Source organism: Bradyrhizobium sp. CCBAU 45384 (assembly GCF_028128665.1).
In the GTDB taxonomy this organism is placed as follows: domain Bacteria; phylum Pseudomonadota; class Alphaproteobacteria; order Rhizobiales; family Xanthobacteraceae; genus Bradyrhizobium; species Bradyrhizobium manausense.
Genome location: NZ_LBIZ01000118.1, coordinates 398,892 through 417,226, shown reverse-complemented (window position 1 = coordinate 417,226; position 18,335 = coordinate 398,892). Strand labels below are relative to the sequence as shown.

The 18,335-nt window shown below is 64.2% G+C and carries 16 protein-coding genes; 4 read left to right on the top strand and 12 right to left on the bottom strand.

Translation table 11 applies throughout. From position 1 onward, the window contains the following. Nucleotides 1-82: 82 nt before the first annotated feature. The 7 genes from XH80_RS35745 to XH80_RS35715 all read right to left on the bottom strand — a co-directional run bounded on the left by XH80_RS35745 (nt 83) and on the right by XH80_RS35715 (nt 7,368). Nucleotides 83-928, bottom strand: coding sequence for a CmcJ/NvfI family oxidoreductase (locus tag XH80_RS35745; protein WP_271602655.1), 846 nt, complete (start codon nt 926-928; stop codon nt 83-85). A 334-nt stretch (nt 929-1,262) separates the two neighbouring features. Continuing rightward, nucleotides 1,263-2,201, bottom strand: coding sequence for an ABC transporter substrate-binding protein (locus XH80_RS35740; protein WP_271602654.1), 939 nt, complete (start codon nt 2,199-2,201; stop codon nt 1,263-1,265). Next, nucleotides 2,198-3,292, bottom strand: a complete 1,095-nt coding sequence (locus XH80_RS35735; RefSeq protein WP_271602653.1) for an LLM class flavin-dependent oxidoreductase — start codon at nt 3,290-3,292, stop codon at nt 2,198-2,200. Before XH80_RS35735 ends, XH80_RS35740 begins: the two co-directional genes overlap by 4 nt. A gap of 21 nt (nt 3,293-3,313) precedes the next feature. After that, complete coding sequence (locus XH80_RS35730; RefSeq protein ID WP_271602652.1) at nt 3,314-4,486, bottom strand: acyl-CoA dehydrogenase family protein; 1,173 nt, start codon at nt 4,484-4,486, stop codon at nt 3,314-3,316. Next, nucleotides 4,480-5,274: an ABC transporter ATP-binding protein gene (locus XH80_RS35725; RefSeq protein WP_271602651.1), complete on the bottom strand. Its 795-nt coding sequence runs from the start codon at nt 5,272-5,274 to the stop codon at nt 4,480-4,482. The genes XH80_RS35730 and XH80_RS35725 overlap by 7 nt, the downstream gene beginning before the upstream one ends. After that, the gene (locus tag XH80_RS35720; RefSeq protein WP_271602650.1) at nt 5,268-6,290 is read right to left on the bottom strand and encodes an ABC transporter permease; all 1,023 of its coding nucleotides are present in this window, start codon (nt 6,288-6,290) and stop codon (nt 5,268-5,270) included. Before XH80_RS35720 ends, XH80_RS35725 begins: the two co-directional genes overlap by 7 nt. Then, a complete protein-coding gene (locus XH80_RS35715; RefSeq protein ID WP_271602649.1) occupies nt 6,268-7,368 on the bottom strand; it encodes an ABC transporter substrate-binding protein in 1,101 nt (366 codons plus the stop codon). Before XH80_RS35715 ends, XH80_RS35720 begins: the two co-directional genes overlap by 23 nt. A 488-nt stretch (nt 7,369-7,856) precedes the next feature. Between XH80_RS35715 and XH80_RS35710 the strand changes: the two genes are divergently transcribed. Further along, a complete protein-coding gene (locus XH80_RS35710; RefSeq protein ID WP_271602648.1) occupies nt 7,857-8,837 on the top strand; it encodes an ABC transporter substrate-binding protein in 981 nt (326 codons plus the stop codon). Between the two features lie 117 nt (nt 8,838-8,954). On the opposite strand, the gene XH80_RS35705 is transcribed toward XH80_RS35710, so the two are convergent. Next, nucleotides 8,955-9,362, bottom strand: a complete 408-nt coding sequence (locus tag XH80_RS35705) for a hypothetical protein (protein ID WP_271602647.1) — start codon at nt 9,360-9,362, stop codon at nt 8,955-8,957. A gap of 327 nt (nt 9,363-9,689) precedes the next feature. Between XH80_RS35705 and glgC the strand changes: the two genes are divergently transcribed. After that, on the top strand, nt 9,690-10,952 hold the full coding sequence (glgC, locus tag XH80_RS35700) for a glucose-1-phosphate adenylyltransferase (protein WP_057750542.1): 1,263 nt from the start codon (nt 9,690-9,692) through the stop codon (nt 10,950-10,952). After that, a complete protein-coding gene (gene glgA / locus XH80_RS35695; RefSeq protein ID WP_271602646.1) occupies nt 10,949-12,400 on the top strand; it encodes a glycogen synthase GlgA in 1,452 nt (483 codons plus the stop codon). Before glgC ends, glgA begins: the two co-directional genes overlap by 4 nt. Nucleotides 12,401-12,504: 104 nt before the next feature. On the opposite strand, the gene XH80_RS35690 is transcribed toward glgA, so the two are convergent. Next, nucleotides 12,505-13,299, bottom strand: a complete 795-nt coding sequence (locus tag XH80_RS35690; protein WP_271602645.1) for a DODA-type extradiol aromatic ring-opening family dioxygenase — start codon at nt 13,297-13,299, stop codon at nt 12,505-12,507. Between the two features lie 153 nt (nt 13,300-13,452). On the opposite strand from XH80_RS35690, the gene XH80_RS35685 reads away from it, so the two are divergent. Further along, on the top strand, nt 13,453-13,632 hold the full coding sequence (locus tag XH80_RS35685; RefSeq protein ID WP_128950411.1) for a hypothetical protein: 180 nt from the start codon (nt 13,453-13,455) through the stop codon (nt 13,630-13,632). Nucleotides 13,633-13,639: 7 nt separating this feature from the next. Here the strand turns inward: XH80_RS35685 and XH80_RS35680 are convergent, their stop codons facing one another. From XH80_RS35680 to XH80_RS35670, 3 genes are all read right to left on the bottom strand, one after another. Further along, on the bottom strand, nt 13,640-15,109 hold the full coding sequence (locus tag XH80_RS35680) for a carboxylesterase/lipase family protein (protein WP_271602644.1): 1,470 nt from the start codon (nt 15,107-15,109) through the stop codon (nt 13,640-13,642). A 166-nt stretch (nt 15,110-15,275) separates the two neighbouring features. Further along, complete coding sequence (locus tag XH80_RS35675) at nt 15,276-16,979, bottom strand: efflux RND transporter permease subunit (RefSeq protein ID WP_271602793.1); 1,704 nt, start codon at nt 16,977-16,979, stop codon at nt 15,276-15,278. After that, nucleotides 16,925-18,331: an efflux RND transporter permease subunit gene (locus tag XH80_RS35670; protein WP_271602643.1), complete on the bottom strand. Its 1,407-nt coding sequence runs from the start codon at nt 18,329-18,331 to the stop codon at nt 16,925-16,927. The genes XH80_RS35675 and XH80_RS35670 overlap by 55 nt, the downstream gene beginning before the upstream one ends. Between the last annotated feature and the right edge of the window lie 4 nt (nt 18,332-18,335).

Sequence of the window (18,335 nt, the reverse complement as noted above, 5' to 3'; positions counted from 1 at the left end):
CTGCCCGGCGCTGCAACGTCGTCCGGTTCCAATGGTTCCGGGAACTCCGCCGGGCCATGCCCGGCGGGTCCATCACACATTGTTACTGTTTATGAAAGACGAGGGTACGCACCTCGATGCTTTCGCGCGGCGGGGCATCCGGTGGCGTGGTCGGATCGACGAAGGCGGTGTGCGGCGCGAAGCGGGTGCGGCCGTCAGTTGCGGAATCATAGCATTTGAGCAGCAGCGCCTCGTCCGGTGTCATTTCGGGAACATAGAACCAGCGATGATCAGGATTGTATTTCACCGAATAGGTCTCACCGCGCCGATTGGGATAGATCAGGTCCGAAGCGACGAGATCTTCTGAAGCCACCGTCGTGCCGTCGGCCATGGCGAGCGGTGAATCGCGCAAGGGACCGCGGATCGGCCGCCACAGATTGATCACCTGCACGCGGCCCTTGAGCAGCTCCTCCGCCTCGTCAGGCAGATGCTCGCGCACGCGATTGGCGCCGGAGACGACGGTCTGGTCGACATGCACGCGCGTCGCAGGCTGTCGCGGCCCGCCGTCGCGAATGTCGGGAGCACCTTCGACGCGCTTGCGGACGGTATGGTCGAAGATGAAGACACGGTCGGCCTTCAATGTCGCGCGCAGGAAAGCCTCGACGGCAGGATAGTAGACGCTGCGGATTTCCTCATCGTTGTAAAAATCCTTCACTTGATGCGGATGGCGCACCAGCGCAAAACCTTCGCGATCGAGCGAGAAATTTTCTGCGATCAGCCGCGCATCGAAGATCGGCACCAGATGCGGCTCCGGCAGCGAGGTGCTCTTCGGCTCCCCCGGCGGTGGATCGAAAGCATAGGTGCGCGGCTTGCCTGACACAGGCGCGAGGTAATTGAGTTCAGCGGTGACGAAGGGAAGCGATTCGATTTTTGTTTCTTGCAGGCCCATGGCCGGTCTCCCGATGTGGTCGTCTGGATGATTTTTGAGGGGATGGAGTGGGCCGCAAGGGAGGTGGTGCAAATAGAAATGAGGGTGTTGTTGCGGACAAGAATGCAGAAAGAATCCTTCGAGGATTGTCGCCATGCGAGAAACCTCGTCCTCATCTCACAGGCGCTTGATGACCTCGTGAGATCTCGTGCCCCGGAGGCAGTATCGTAGGGTGGGCAAAGCGGAGCGTGCCCACGCAATCTTCACGATCGAAAGAGGTGGTGGGCACGGCGCAAGTGCGCCTTTGCCCACCCTACGAAACCGGACATGCGAAGAGACTCCCCTCATCCGGCAGTTACAGCCCGGCCTTCGCGATCGCGTCCGCAAAGGAGCGATCGACGATCTCGGCGGCATCGAGCTTCTGCTTGATCAGGCCCCAGCGGAAATAGAGATCGATCGTGCTCTGCTCGTCCGCAACCACGCCGTCATCGATCGGCGCGATCCGGATTTTTGCGCGCGAGAGCCAGTTCTGCGGCACGGCGGTCGGGATGTTCATCAACCTGCCCCAGGTCGCGGCATAGCTGTCGATGTTGTTCAGCGACCACGCCCGCGCCGCGGTGAGGCGGCGGACGAAGTCGGCCAGTTCGGCCCGCTTGTCGCGGATCGCGTCCGGCCGCGCCACCTGGAAGCTGAGGCCCGGCGTCAGGCCTTCCGAGGTGATGATACGGCGCGATTTGAACAGCACCTCCTCCTGGCTGACGTAAGGCTCCCAAGTCGACCACGCATCGACCGACCCCTGCGTGTAGGCGATCTTGGCATCGGACGGCGCCAGGAACGCGATCTGCACGTCGCCAGCACTCCAGCCGTTCTTTTCGAGCGCGGCGAGGATCAGCTGATGCCCGATCGAGCCGCGGCCGGTCGCAATCTTCTTTCCGCGGAGATCGGCGAAGGTCCTGATCGGTGAGTTCTCGGGCACGAGGATCGCAAGCCCCTCGCGGGTCTGCCGGATCGCCGCAATCGCCTTCACCGGCGCACCGGAGGCGGCGGCAAAGGTGAAGGGCGCATCGCCGACGAGCCCGGTCTCGATCGCGCCGGCGCTCAGCGCTTCCAGCAGCGGCGCCGCGGCCGGAAACTCCTTCCACTCGATCTTGTAAGGCACGTCGTTGAGCAGGCCTGCGGCTTCCATCACTGCCCGCGCGTTGCCCTTCTGGTCACCGACGCGCAGCGTCGTTTGCGCGACCGCGAGATCAGCGCCCGCAAGCGCGAGCGCCACAGCAACAATGAGCCGGATCATTCCGCCGCAATCCCCCGCTGCTGGTCGCGTTCGGCGATCAGCTTGCGCGTCAGCGGGATCAGCTCACGGCCGTAGTCGATGGCATCGGGCAGCGGATCGAAGCCGCGGATCAGGAAATGGCTGACGCCGAGGTCGTAATAGTCGGCGAAGACCTCGGCGACCTGCTCCGGCGTGCCGACCAGCGCGGTCGAGTTGCTGTTGGCGCCGGTGAGTTTTGCAATTTCGGTCCACAGCCGCTTGTCGATGCGCGCGCCCTGATCGGCCAGCGCAAGGAGACGCTTGGCGCCGTCGGTGGCGTGATTGGGCCGGCGATAGCCGGTCTGGTCCTGCAGCGCTGTGGCACGCTCGAGGATCCCTTCGGCCTTCTTCCAGGCCTTTTCCTCGGTGTCGGCGAGGATCGGCCGCACCGACAGGCTGAAGCGCGGGCTCGGCCGCCCATGCTTCGCGGCCGCCGCGCGGACCCGCGCGGTGACGTCGCGCACCTGCGCATAGGATTCGCCCCACAGCGCAAAAGTGTCGGCATGCTTGCCCGAGACCTCTATCGCAGCGTCCGATCCGCCGCCGACGAAGGTGTAGATGCCGCCCTTCTGCAGCGGCTTCACCTGCGAAAAGCCGTTCTCGACGGTGTAGTACTTGCCGCTGTAGTTGAACGGCTTCTCGCTGGTCCATTCCAGCCTGACAACGTCGAGGAATTCGCTGGTGCGGGCGTAGCGCTCGTCCTTGTCGTCGAGCGTATTGCCGTCCTGACGCAGCTCGATGGCGTTGCCGCCGGTGATGACGTGCAGCGAGACGCGGCCGCCATACAGCTGGTCGAGCGTGGCGAGCTGACGCGCCAGCAATGTCGGCGCGGTGAAGCCAGGCCGCTGCGCGATCATCACTTTGAGGTTCTTGGTGATGGCCAGCACGTGCTGGGCGACTTGGAGCGAATCCGGCGTGGTCGAGTGGAACGCCAGCAGCGCGCGGTCGAAGCCGGCGAGCTCGTGCGCCTTCGCCACCGTCTCGATATAGTGCGGGTCGAGGATCGGACCCTGGCGCACGATGGTCTCGGAAGCGTTGCTGTTGGCGACAAAGCCGATGAACTCGACCGACATGATGGTCTCCTTGTTGATTTTCTAAAGTCCGAGCGCGGCGCGGCCGAGGCCGGTGCGCGTGGCGTCGTCCTGCGGCGTATGCACGCGCCCGCACAGGACGTCGCGATAATGCCGCTCCAGCGGATTGCTGCGGGACAGGCCGTGATTGCCGGTCAGCGACAAGGCGTCCTCGACCACGGCAACCGCGTTGTTGGTCACTGTCAGCTTGATGACGTTGGATTCGCCGGCGGAGAGCTGGACCCCATCGTCGAAATCGCGGGCAAACGTGTCGAGCAGCCGTGCATTGACTGCGAGCCTCGCCTCGATCGCTCCGAGGATCTCCTGCGCGCGGGCCAGGGTCGCGAGCGGCGCGCCGAGGCTGGCGGGGACGCGCTGTTTCAGGAACTGGACGAACCAATCGCGCGCGGCGCGGGCGATGCCGTCATAGATCGCGGCGACGAAGACGGTATGCACGGTCGCCTGCGCGATATCGGGCGCGCGCCAGTCCGCCGGCTTGCGGACATCGATCTCCGCATCGAGCGGAATCACGACGTCGTCGAAGATGACGTCATGGCTGCCGCTGGCCCGCAGGCCGTGGTGGTCCCAGGTCTCGACGATGCTTGTGCCCGGCAGGCCCGCCGGCACCAGGAACTGGCCGACCCGCGGCTCGGCTTCGTCCGTGCGGGCCCAGACCAGATACCATTTCAGGATCGGCGAGCCCGTCGAATAGATCTTGTGGCCAGAGAGGCGCCAGCCGGTTTCGGTGCGGCGCGCGATCGTCGCCGGCAATCCGCCACGCGCCGGCGAGCCGAGCTCGGGCTCGACCCGCAGGGCGTTGATCAGCGCGACGCCTTCGACGGTCTCAATTGCGAGCTTGCGCGAGAGTTTCAACGGCCAGCTCGGGCTCCGTGCCATCACCAGATGGTTGATGTAGTGCATCGACAGCACCAGTGCCGTCGACGGGCAGGCCTTGCCGATGATGCCGAGGACGCGCGCGGTGTATCTTGCGCCCGCGCCCGCCCCGCCAAAGGCGGCCGGCACCGTCAGCGAGAGCAGGCCGGCCTCGGAGAGCGCGCGAAAATTCTCGAAGGGAAAGCTGCCGGCGCGGTCATGCTCGGCCGCGCGTGCGGCAAAGGCTGGCGCCAGCACCTCCGCGCGCGCGATATAGTCGGGTTCGCTACGGGCCACCCGTCCCTGAGCGACAGATGTCACCATGTGGCATCCAATCCCAGCAGGCCGAGGATCTGGCGGCGCAGATCGGCGAGATACGGATCGCCGCGATGGCGCGGATAGGGCCGGTTCACACGGATGTCGGCCTTCACGCGCGCGGGGCGCTCGCTGAAGACGATGACGCGGCCCGCGAGCACCAGCGCCTCCTCGGCGTCATGCGTGACGAGCAGCGTCGTAAATCCCTTGCGCTGCCACAGCGACATCAGCTCGGCCTGCATGGTGATGCGGGTCAGCGAGTCGAGCTTGCCGAGCGGCTCATCCAAAATCAGGATCTTGGGATCGTTGACCAGCGCACGCGCCAGCGCCACGCGCTGCGCCATGCCGCCGGAGAGCTGGTGCGGATAGGCATTGCGGAAGGATGCAAGCCCGACCAGATCGAGCGCGTCGTCGACGCGCTGGCGCTGGCTCTTGAGAATACCCTGGGCCTCGAGGCCCAGGGCGACGTTGTCCCAGACCGAGCGCCAGGGAAACAGGGTCGGATCCTGGAACACGACGACGCGTGACGGATGCGGCGCCCTGATGCGGCTCTCGTCCTCGCGCAGGCTTCCCGCTTTGGGCTTGTCGAGGCCCGCGACCAGCCGCAGCAAGGTCGACTTGCCGCAGCCGGAGGGGCCGAGCAGCGCGACGAATTCGCCGGGCTCGACGGCGATGCTGACGTCGCTCAGCACAGGCAGCTCGGCGCCGTCGATATCGAAGGCGTGGCTGACCTGCTCGATGTCGAGAGCGGCGCCGGCGGACGGATGCGTGATCGCTTCGGCGAGAGCAGCTACCATTTCACGGTCTCCTTCTGCCAGACCAGCAGGCGATCGCGGACCGCAAACAGCAGCGTGATCGCGCCGGAGCAGAGCAGCGACATCACGATCAGCGCCGCATACATATTGGCATAAGCCGCCCAGCCCTGCGCCCATTGCAGGTACCAGCCGAGCCCCGCCTTGACGCCGATCATCTCGGCAACGACAAGCACGGCAAAGGACGCTCCGAGCCCCATGAACAGGCCGACGAAGACGTGCGGCAAGGCGGCGGGGATCGCGACCTTCAGCACCAGGAAGGACGGCTTTGCCCCGAGGGTGCGCGCAACATCGTAATAGGCCGCGCTGACGCTCGCCACGCCCGACCAGGTCAGCACCGTGACCGGAAAGCCGGTCGCCAGCGCAATCAGGAAGGTCGAGGCGCTCCAGCTCGAGGGAAAGGTGAAGAAGGCGATCGGCAGCCAGGCGGTCGCCGGCAGCGGGCCGATGATGCGCAGCACGGGATGCACCCAATAGCCGACCGCGCGCGACCAGCCGATCGAGACGCCGGTCAGGAAGCCGACCACGGCGCCGATGACGTAGCCGCCGAGCTGGAGCTTGACCGATGCGAACACACTGTCGAGCAGCTTCGGCAGATCGTCGGTATAGACCTCGATGATCGCCTGCGGCGGCGGGAAGAACGGCAGCGGCAGCCAACCGAATTTTGCGGTGGCGACCTCCCACACCGTGAGGAATACCCCGAACGCGACGAGCCAGGGCGCGCGCTGGCGCAAGCCGCGACCCGCTGAACCCAGATAGTCGGCACCGACCGTCCCGAACAGGGCGACCGCCGCGATGATGAACGCCGCAATGCCGAGCGAATGCGTGCGCGACCAGTCGCCGACGTCCTCCCACCACAGGCAGGACAGACCGAAGGCAATCCAGGCGGCGCTGGCGGCAACACCGGCACCGGACTCCCTCAACCAGGCGGCAAGCCAGGGCGCGCGCGAAAGTCGCGGCGCGCCCGAGGCTAGCCCGTCAGACAGAGAATACGTCGACATAGATGCGCTCCGCGAATTTGGTCGTATCGGTGCTTTGCTTGAAGACCTGCACGCTCTTGAGATCGTCGGCATAGGCCTTCAACTCGCGCTTCAGCACCTCGCCGGTGGGGTGATGGTGATGCGTGTGGTAGTGCACCATGCCCTCGATATCGGCCAGCGTTGCGGCCTTCGGCGCATAGGGCTGGAACGACTTCGCCGCCACGGCCGGATTTTGCGAGGTGAACATCGCGGCATCGAGCAGCGCCTGCGTGATCGCACGCGCGACCTGCGGCTCCTCGCGCACCAGGCTGCCGCGCAGGCCGACGATGCAGCAGCTCTTGTCGCGATAGTCACCGTCGAGATTGGAGGCAACTTCCCTGTACTGCGTATCCTTCAGCCAGAGATAGGCGAGCGGATCGGAGGACAGGAAGGCCTGCACTTCGCCCTTCTGGACCGCGACATCGAGCAGATTGCCGGGATAGGCACGCCAGTCGACGTCCTTGTTCGGGTCGATACCGAGCTTGGCAAGCTGAATGGAAAAGAAGTTCTTGTCGGGGCCGGCGAGATCACCGACCGCGACGCTTTTGCCCTTGAGATCGGCGAGCTTAGCCACGCCGGAATCGGCGCGGCTCAGCACGCGCATGCAGCCGCCATGGGTGCCGGCCGCGATCTTGACGTCAAAGCCCTGCTCCAGCGGCTTCAGCCAACGCAGCGCCATGCCGAGGCCGGCATCGCTCTTGCCGGTGGCGATCGCCTCGAGCAGCTGGTCGGTCGAGCCAGAATAATTGACGAGCTCGACGTCGAGATTCTGCTTCTGGAAGAAGCCGTGCTCGATCGCGACCGGCAGCGGTGCAAGGCAGACCGCGCCGGCATTCCACGACAGTTTCAGCTTGCGCGGCGCGCCTGATAGCGCTGGCGCATCGGAAGCCGTCCGGCAAAGCGGGAATTCCGAGAAATCGATGCCAGATGCCGGCGCCGGCGGCACGAAGGCCTGCGCGCCCAACGCGCCGAGCGGCGCGGCGAAAGCCGCCGCCAGCCCCGCTTGAAGCAGATGGCGCCGGTCGAGCCCCGGTCCAGCGCGCTTGTCGTCGTTGCCCATCAGCCCCGCTCCTGAGTTGGCATGACTCCGCCGTCGGCGCAACGCATCGCGTTGCGCATGTTCCGTACGGAGCTGCGTTGAGAGAATATTTTCTCGCGAGCGCTTCCGGCACCGCGTTGATGCGATGCGCAAATCATGCGGCGCGGGTGCCGCATCGTCAATGAAATGGAATTTCGAATGTAGCGTGCCGCGAAGTCATTCTCTCCATTGGCGCGCGCTGCAACGATGAAAGGATTTTTCGCAGATTCATCAACTCGCGCGCACCTTCACGACTCTGCGAGAGGCGTCCCTGTCACGCAGTCCGGAGGTCAACGCGCCGCTTTTCTCGAAAGCACTCATTCGTTGAAACGTCCTTGCTCGATGCGCGCGCAATACGGTTGGCCATTTCATTGACTGAAGACCGCGCGATCATAGACTTGATCGCCTCGCTGCATCGTTCGCTCTCACGTCGTGAGCCAAAGTAACAAACAAGCAACAAGACAGATCACATGAGCCTCAACTCTTCGGACCATCCCATCACGCGCCGCCTGGCCGCCTCGCTGTTCGCCGCGGCCGTCACCCTGTCGACGGCGGCCGCATCGTTCGCGGCCGACAATGTCGTGCTGCGCGTCGGCGACCAGAAAGGCGGCAACCGCTCGCTGCTGGAGATCTCCGGCTATGCGAAGGACCTGCCTTACAGGATCGAATGGTCGGAATTCCCCGCGGCAGCTCCAATCCTGGAAGCGCTCAACGCCGGCGCGCTCGACGTCGGCTATACCGGCGATCTCTCCTTCCTGTCGGTCTACGCGGCCGGCGCGCCGATCAAGGCGATCGGCGGCACCAGGTCGGATGCGAAGACGCAGGCGATCCTGGTGCGCGAGGATTCGCCGATCAAGTCGGCCGCCGATCTCAAGGGCAAACGTCTCGCCGGCACGCGCGGCGGCTGGGGCCAGTTCCTGATCGACGCGACCTTGGAGAAGGCGCAGATCAAGCTGGAGGACGCGACCTTTGCGCCGCTCGGCCCTGTCGATGCCAAGGTCGCACTCGTCGCCGGCTCGATCGATGCCTGGGCGGTGTGGGAGCCCTACGTGTCGTTCGCGACCTTGAAGGACAAGGCTCGCGTCATCGCCGACGGCGACGGCGTGACGCCGACCATCACCTTCATCGTCGCCTCGGACAACGCCATCGCCACCAAGCGCGCAGCGGTGCAGGACCTCCTGCAGCGGCTGAACAAGGCCCGGCTGTGGTCGCTGGATCATATTGCCGAATACGCCAAGAGCACGGCCGGGCTGACGAAACTGCCCGAGGACGTCCTGCTATCGGCCTACACCGCGCAGCGCACCAGCCCGATTCCGATCGACGAGGTCGTGATCAAGGAGGTGCAGCAAGCCTCCGACCGCGCGACGCGCTACGGCATCCTGCCCAAGACGCTCGACGTCGGCAAAGCCGTCGACCGCAGCTTCACCGCCGCGGCGGCGGGGTCGAACTAACGCGGAGGCGGCGAGATGAGCAGGCTTCGCCTCAAGGCCGGCCCGCTTCATCTCGCCGCGATCGTGCTCGCGCATTTTGCCTGCATGAGCCTGATCGTGTGGCTGTCGCTCTAGCGCTCACCAATAGCGGCGGTAGTAGTGACGGTAGTACGGCCGATAGTAGCCGTAGCGATAGCCGTAATACGGACGGTAGGGGCGGTAGTAGCGAGGATAGGCCGGCCCGTAGCCGTAGCCATAATAGGCCGGCGCATAGCCATAGCCGTAAGCCGGATAGCCGTATCCCCCGCCATAATAGCCGTAGGGCGCGCCGGCGATGGCGCTGCCGATGATCGCACCTGCCGCGAAGCCGCCGAGGCCCCAGCCCCAGCCGCCACCACGCCAATGAACCTGGGTGACATCATCGCCGGCCGCGGCCTTCATGGTCGCGACATTGGTCGGCATCGGCGCCGCTGATGCCTGCCCGATTTGGCCGGCCATGACGCCTGCTGTCAACGAGCAGGCGATTGCCATCTTCCAGATACTCATCGTCTTACTCCCTGTCTGACGTTTCGTTTGAAACAGCATCGCATGCCATGATCTTGCATCCTTGCGCGAAGTCAAAGCCTCGAATTTGCGTGCAGCGCACAAGACGGCTCGGCATGCCTGATTTATGACCGCCGGGCGACGGCGCCGCAGGGCTGCCGCCGCGGCCAAAGCGTTAAGCTTCCCATGCGTTCGCAACCAACAAGCATCTTCACGATTACCTATTCGTACCGTTACTATCGGTTCCAATGATGCGCGGCCGCAAGGTACTTCGCGAAGCCTTCGGTTTACGCCAGAATTTGGCCAGCGCCAGATGAGTGGGAGGAAGACATGAGTGCTGCCGGAAATGAGCCGCTTGCCCGCCAGGCTTTGGCATTTGTCCTGGCGGGCGGCCGCGGCAGCCGGCTGCTGGAATTGACCGACCGGCGCGCCAAGCCCGCGGTCTATTTCGGCGGCAAATCCCGCATCATCGATTTCGCGCTGTCGAACGCGGTGAACTCCGGCATCCGCCGCATCGCCGTCGCCACCCAATACAAGGCGCATAGCCTGATCCGGCATCTCCAGATGGGCTGGAACTTCTTCCGTCCCGAACGCAACGAAAGCTTCGACATCCTGCCCGCGAGCCAGCGCGTCTCGGAGAGCATGTGGTATGTCGGCACGGCGGATGCCATCTACCAGAACATCGACATCATCGAGTCGCACAATGCCCGCTTTATCGTGGTGCTGGCCGGCGACCACATCTACAAGATGGACTACGAGGTGATGCTGCGTCAGCACGTCGACAGCGGCGCCGACGTCACGGTCGGCTGCCTCGAAATGCCGCGCGCAGAATCCTCCGGCTTCGGCATCATGCATGTCGACGAGAACGGCTGGATCCAGCAGTTCCTGGAAAAGCCCAAGGATCCCCCGCCGATGCCGGGCAAGCCCGACGTCTCGCTCGCCAGCATGGGCATCTACGTCTTCGACACGAAATTCCTGTTCGACCAGCTCAAGCGCGACGCCGAGGATACCAGCTCCAGTCACGATTTCGGCAAGGATATCATCCCCTATGTCGTCAAGAACGGCCGTGCCATCGCGCATCAGTTCTCGACCTCCTGCGTTCGCTCGGGCAGCGACCCCCGCTCCTATTGGCGCGATGCCGGCACGGTAGATGCCTATTGGGCCGCCAATATCGACTTGACCGACGTGGTGCCGGAGCTCGATCTGTTCGACCGTGCCTGGCCGATCTGGTCCTATGCGGAGATCACGCCGCCCGCCAAGTTCGTCCATGACGAGGAGAGCCGGCGCGGCCAGGCGGTGAGCTCGCTGGTCTCGGGCGGCTGCATCATTTCCGGCGCCTCGCTGCGTCGCTCGCTGCTGTTCACCGGCGTGCGCATCAACTCCTATGCCAATGTCGAGAACGCCGTGATCATGCCTTACGTCCATGTCGGGCGCGGCGCGCGTTTGAAAAATGTCGTGATTGACCGCGGCGTCGAGATCCCCGAAGGCCTCGTGGTCGGCGAGGATCCCGAGTTCGACGCCAAGCGCTTCCGCACCACCGAGCAGGGCATCTCGCTGATCACCCAGCCGATGATCGACAGGCTCAATACATGACGCCTGTTCGCGTCCTGGCGGTTGCTTCCGAAGTCTATCCCATCGTCAAGACCGGCGGCCTCGCCGATGTCGCCGGCGCACTGCCGCTTGCGCTGAAAGCGCATGGCGTCGAGATGCGCACCTTGATGCCGGGCTATCCCGAGGTGATGCGGCGGCTCGCGGGCGCGGATGAGATCCGGCTTTGGCCGGATTATTTCGGCGGGCCGGGACGCCTGCTTGCCGGTTCGCACGACGGCCTAGACCTGTTCGTGCTCGACGTGCCGCATCTCTATGCGCGGCCCGGCAACCCCTACGTCACCGCCGAGGGTGTCGACTGGCCGGACAATGGTGTGCGCTTCGCGGCACTGGCGCGCGTCGCGGCCGATATCGGCCGCGGTCTCGTCGCAAGCTTCGTCCCTGATGTGGTCCATGCCCATGACTGGCAGGCCGGGCTGGCGCCGGCCTATCTGCACTACGATGGCGGGGCGCGGCCCGGCACCGTGATGACGATTCACAACATGGCCTATCAGGGCAAGTTCGACCGCGCGCTGGCCGGTGCGATCGGCCTGCCCTGGAACGCCTCGTTCGACGTCCATGGCCTGGAATATTTCGGCGGCATCAGCTTCCTGAAAGCCGGGCTGCAACTGGCCGATCGCATCACCACGGTGTCGCCGACCTACGCACGCGAGATCCAGAGCGACGAAGGCGGCATGGGACTGGGCGGCCTGCTGCGCGAGCGCGCCGGCGTGCTCAGCGGCATCCTCAACGGCATCGACGTCGCCGTGTGGAATCCGCAAACCGATCCGCATATCGCCTATCGCTTCGGTGCGGAGGATCTCACGTTCCGGGCCGCGAACAAGGCGGTGCTGCAGCAACAGTTCAATCTCGATTCTTCCGACGAGGCGCCGCTGCTCGGCGTCATCAGCCGGCTGTCCTGGCAGAAGGGCCTGGACCTGCTGCTCGAGGCGATCCCGACGATCCTTGAGCAGGGCATGCAGCTTGCGCTGCTCGGCAGCGGCGACCGCGATCTGCAGGATCGCTATCAGGCCGCAGCGCGCGCCAATCCCGGCCGGATCGGCGTGATGATCGGCTATGACGAGATCCTCGCCCACCTGATCCAGGCCGGCTCCGACGCGCTGCTCGTGCCCTCGCGGTTCGAGCCGTGCGGCCTGACCCAGCTCTGCGCGCTGCGCTATGGCGCGGTCCCGATCGTCTCCCGTGTCGGCGGTCTGGAGGACACCATCGTCGACATCAGCGAGACCGGCCGCGACGCCACAGGCTTCAAGTTCGCTCCGGTGACGGCCGACGCCCTCACCGGCAGCTTACGGAAAGCCAACGCCGCCTTCCACGACAAGGCAAGCTGGCGCCGGCTGCAATTGAGCGGCCTTGCCACCGACGTGTCCTGGCGCAACCGCGCCGGCGAGTATGCGGCGCTGTATCGGGGCCTGGTGGCGTCGCGCAATGCGTAGGGCGGATTAGCCCGCGGCTACGCGTAGCGCAGTCCGCTGGCGTAATCCGCCACCTTTGCCGCGGCTCAACGGCGGATTACGCTTCGCTAATCCGCCCTACTTATTTATCCGAACACATACGACGCCATCGCGACGTTGGCGACCTCGTCGACGAAAACCCGCTTGCCGACGTCGCTGCCGGCAGCACCGGCCGCGACCATCAGCGGCAAGAGATGATCCTCGCGCGGATGCGCCAGACGCGCGCTCGGCGCATTCTCCCAGTCGACCAGCATGGCGTTGCGGCGCGCCGCGTCCGGATTGCTGATCGCCTCGTTCAAATAGGCCTCGAAGTCATACGACACCGGTTTGGACTCGGCGCGGCCAAAGCCTCGCATGTTGTGATAGGTGAGCCCGCTGCCGACGATCAGGATGCCCTCGTCGCGCAGCGAGGTGATCGCCTGCCCGACCTTGATGTGCTCGGCCGCATCATAGCTCGACTTCAGCGACAGCAGCACGATCGGCATGTCGGCATTTGGATACATCAACCCGAGCGGCACGAAGGTGCCGTGATCAAAGCCCTGCTTGGGATCTTCCCGGCAATCGAAACCGGCGCGCGCAAGCAGCGCCTTCACCTCTGCTGCGAGCTCGGGCCGGCCCGGCGCCGGATATGTGATGTGGTAGGTATGCTCGGGGAAACCATAGTAGTCATACACCATCGGCGGATGTGCCGAGGTCGACACGGTGAAGGCGTCGGCCTCCCAATGGCCGGTGATGACCAGCACCGCCTTCGGTCTTTCAGGAAGCAGCTGCGGCAGCCGGCCGAACTCCGCAGCAGTCTTGGCATATTGCACCCGCCGGTCCTCCATGAAAGGCCAGGGGCCGCCGCCATGCGACAGAAACAGGGTCGGAAATCGCGTCATGTTTTCAGGCTCGCCTCAAGGACATCTTACGCGGATGAGACCTCCGCGCGCGAGCATAGGCAAACCGGCATGGTTAGCAAGCCGTTAACGATTTGCCGCTCACAATCCTGATGTGGCCGCAGGAATCGGCCAGAAGACATGCGAGACGTTACGATGAAGAAGTTTGCGCTGGGGGACGTCGTCAACTCTGACAAGGGCCGCCGCGGCGTCGTTCGCGCCGCCTACCGGTCCAAGGAAGGCCAGCAGTTCTATGCCGTCGAGAAGGACGGCACGATGGACTATCTCGAAGAGGACCGCCTCACGCCGGCGCCGCGCGTCGAGCTCGCGGCCTAGCATCAACTCACTTCTCGCTTTCGCGCGCAAGCGGGTCCAGACGCTCCGATGAGGGGTCGTCGCCGCTCGCAATGCGATCGTTTGCGATCAGCAGCAGATGGTCGCGGTCGGCGGCCGCATCCCAACGCGGCAGCTCGGGCCCGTTGGGATCGCCCTTCTTCGCGAAGTTGATCCAGTAAGATCGCATGCGGCTTGCGACCTCGCGATCCCGTCGCGAGAAGATGCCCGCGCCTGGCACGCCCTCGACGCCGAAGATGAACTGCAACTCGCGCCCATGGCCTTCGTCGGGATTGGCGCGGCGGGCTTCCGGCACGTAGGTGAAGCGATAGCGGAAGGTGGGCGCGCCGGTTGCGGCATGAAGCCGGGCGAGCATTCGCACCGGCTCGGAGAAGACCTTGTCGGTGTAGAAGCTGGCGGCAATTTCAGAAGGAGTCCTGGCGTCAGGATAGAGCCTGCGCAACTCATCGAGGCTCGCGATGGAGGATGACAACGCCTCCTTGACTTCCAGCTCGCTGTCGAAACGGGTCTCGTCATCGTTCGAACCGATGATGAGGGGAATGCGGCTCTCGTGTCCTGCCGCAAATCCCGCGGCGATATCTTCGGTCACCAGGTTTCCGTCCATCGCCGGCGCAAATCTGCGCGGCGATTTCTCCAGCAGTTTTCTCTCGGCGGCCAGCAGCCGCGCCGGTTCGACGGCGCGCAAATCCGCCAGCTTCCCGAGCGCGGCGACGAATTGGCGCCCGGCAGCCTCGGCCTCCTGTGACGATGGCAGGCGCGCGCGGCCGGGCACCGATTGCAGGATCGCTTTCTGGAAGAGATCGCGGGATTGCGCGCACAGCATCAAGAGCGCGATCGACGTCGCGCCCGCGCCGTTGCCAAACAGCGTGACGTTGTTCGCATCGCCGCCAAAGGCCGCGATGTTGTCGTGCACCCAGCGCAGCGCTGCGATCTGATCCATCAAGCCGAAATTGCCGGAGCCGCTCTCCGTCAGCGCGGGATGCTCGAGCCAGCCGAGCGCGCCGAGCCGATAATTCACGGTGACGACGATGAGGCCGGCCTGGGCGAATCTTGCACCTTCGAACAGCGGATCGTTGGCGGTACCGCTGACAAAACCGCCGCCATGGATGAACACCATCACCGGCAGCGGCCCGTCGACGCCGAAGGGCCTGAATACGTTGAGCGTGAGGCAATCCTCGCGCGCGGCCGGCAGCGACGGCTGCAGACAGGGCGCGCCATAGTCGTAGGCCGTGCTCATCTCCGAACTCTCGGGCAGGTCCTGCGGTGGACGCCAGCGCAGGCTGCCGACCGGTGGCGCCGCATAGGCGAGCCCCTTGAAGGAGGCCACTTCGCCTTCGACCGCGCCGAGCATCTGGCCTGCGCGCGTCAGCGCAAATGGATACTGGCCGACCGGCTGGGCGACGGCGGGACCGGCGCAGAGCAATCCAAGAGCTGCAATGAGCGCAAGCAGGGATCGCATCTTCAGGGGATCTCGATGCGCGGAAATGGTCCCGGCAGGTTACGTCCGCAGGGCGCGGTCAGGCAAGCGTCGAAGCGTCAGCCAGAGCGCATACTCGTAAATTTCGGCGGCAAGGGTCTGCCAGACCGGCCACACCTTCGACAAGGACGGCCGGCACCGAGCGGGGTCACGGCTGCTTCCTGGCCATGGCCTTCTCGTCGAGCCGGAACAGCAGAAAATACCCCGCTGGCACGAAAAACAACGTGAACAACGACGCGACGGCAAGCCCGGACATCATGAGCACCGCCATCGGCTGCCACAAAGCGCCGCCCGCGATCGCCATTGGCGCCAAACCCAGGACCGTGGTCGCCGAGGTCAGCAGGATCGGACGCAGGCGCTTCTCCGACGCCGCGACAATGGCAGTGCGCAAATCCAGCTTCTCGCGCTCGATGTCGATCTGATCGATGAGCACGATCGCGTTGTTGATGATGATGCCGGAAAGGCTGATGATGCCGAGCGTGCCGAAGAACGAGAGCGGCTGTCCGGCGGCCAGCAGGCCGAAGGGGATGCCGATCAGGATCAGCGGTATGGTGATGAACGTCAGTAGCGTGCGGCGGAAAGAGTTGAATTGCAGGATGATCGCAAGAATCATCACGCCGAGGGCTGCGGGAAATCCCGCAACGAGCTTCTGGTTGGTTTCAGCGCTCTTCTGGATCTCGCCGGCGATATCGATGTGATATCCGCCGCTGAGGTCGAGCGACTGCAGGGCGGGGCGAATGGAGTCCAGCAGTTGCCCGGCCGTCAATGACGCGCTCCGCGCCGTCACCGTAATCGTCCGTTCCTGATTCTTGCGGCGGATCCGCGCCACGTCGAAGCCGGGTTTCAGCCTCGCGATCTGCGCAAGTGGAATGAGGGTCCCGTTTTTCGCAAAGGTTGCGCTGGTAAGACCTTCCAGACTCTCGGAGGTATGAGCGGTGGCCCGGAGCACGATCGGAATGAGGTTATCGCCTTCGCGATAGATCGACACCGCGGCTCCGCTGAAATAGGTATTGAGGAGCTGGGTGATTTCCTCCGAGGTAATTCCGAGCTGGCGCGCGCGATGCTGGTCGATATCGATCACCACCTTGATCAGCTTGTTGCCCCAATCGTCTTCGTTGTCGCGAATCCCGGGAGCGGCTTGAAACAGCGATCTCACGTTCCGGCTGAGCGCCAGCAGCCGGTCGCCGTCGGGTCCCGAAATCTCTACTTCGACAATGCCAGATTCCACCGAGCCCATCGCCAGCCGCTTGATCTTGAAACGCGCCTCCGGATGGTTGGCATAAAGATGGCTCCAGGCGCGATCCGCTGCTTTGACGGCGCTCCGATAATCGCCCGTGTTGATCAGGAAGAAGGCTGACGCGGGATCAGGCGCGATCGGCGTGAGCGTCAGATAGAATCTGGGGCCGCCGTCTCCGACGTAGAGGATATGGCTTGCGATCTCGGGATTCTGCGCCTTGTCGCCAAGCCATTTCGAAATGTCCAGCGCACGCGCTTCGGTTTGCGAAATGTCCGTTCCATCGGGCATGTTCATATAGATGAGGAACTGATTGCGCTCGCTCAGCGGAAACATCTGCTTCGGCAGACGGCCGAACTGCGTCAACGACAGCGCGACCAAGGCAACGCATCCGATCAACACGATAGGCGCATTGCGGAGCGCGATCTGCAATGCCGAACCATAGAGGCGCTGCAGACGGGACGGCGAAGTTTCCCCTTTGCGGGGAGCGTGCCCGCGGCCGATGAACCAAGCCGTGAGCGCAGGCAGGATGTAGAGCGCGGAAATCCAGGAACCGGCCAGTGTCAAGGCGACGACCGCGGCCAGCGAGAACGCATATTCGCCGGATGATCCCGGCAGCAGGAACAGCGGCAGAAAGGCCGCAATCGTCGTGATCGACGATATAGCAGTGGAAGGGCATACCGCTCGCCGGCCGCGAGACCCGCGGCTTGAGCCGGCACTCCCCGATCAATCCGGCTGACGATGTCCTCGACCATGACCACGCCATTGTCGACCAGAAGCCCAAGCGCGATGATGATGGCGGCGATCGAGACCTGCTCGAGCGCGATCCCGAAGACGCGCATACCGATGAGCGAGAACATCACGGCGAACGGGACGATCATCGCCGCGATGATCCCGGCGCGCAGGCCCAGAAACAAAACCACCAGCGCGGCAACGACGATGAAGGTCTGCCCCACGTTCGAAAGCGCCGAGTTGACGGATGCACGGACCTGCTCGGCCTGATAGGTCGCAAAATCGATCGCGTAGCCGATCGGAAGCTGCTGCTCGTAGTCGTGTGCGGCTGCGCGCAGTCTCCGGCCGAGCTGGGTGACGTCCTGATCGGGCTGCATGACCACACTCAGGACGACGGCGGGCCGTTCATCAAAGTAAACCGGCTTGATTTTGGGGGACGCATAGCCGCGGTGAACGGTCACGAGGTCAGCGAGCCGCACCAGATTGTCGCCCGCTCCGACCTTCGTCAGCATTGTCTCTATGGCGCGCACATTCGGAAAGTCGCCCGACGTCTCAAGCAGCAGGCGCGTACCATCCGCATTGATGGCGCCGGATGGCAGAACGACGTTCTGGCCCTGAAGGTCCTTGATCAGGGCATTCACCTGAACCCCGACCGCGGCAAGCTTGCGCGTGTCAAGCTCAAGCCAGACCCGTTCGTCCTGAACGCCCAACAGGTCGATCTTTGAGATTCCGGAGAGCAAATACAGCTTCTTGCGAAACTCCTCCGCGACATCCTTCATTTCGCGCTGGGAGAAGCCCTCGCCGGTGATGGCGATCGTGGCAATCGAAACATCGCCAAAGTCGCTGTTGACGAAAGGACCAATAACGCCCTCCGGCAATTCGACCTTGACGTCGCCCATCTTGTCGCGGAGACGCTGCCAGGCCGCGTTGACGTTGCCAACCTCATCCTTCAGGTCCACGTAAATCGTGAGGGCTCCTTCGGTTGCGAGCGTCCTGATGTCCTTGACCTCGGCAAGCTCGCGGATTTTGCGCTCGATCGGGATTGCAACGAGGTTTTCCAACCGGTCCGGCGCCATGCCCGGAAACAGCGCCGACACCACGGCGGTGCGGATGACGATGACGGGGTCCTCGCGCTTTGGGAAATTCGGATAGAGAACAACGCCGGCAAGCAGAAGGCAGATCATGACCGCGATGGTGAATCGCGACCGCGCAAGGCCAAATAGCGTGAGGAGATTCACGGTG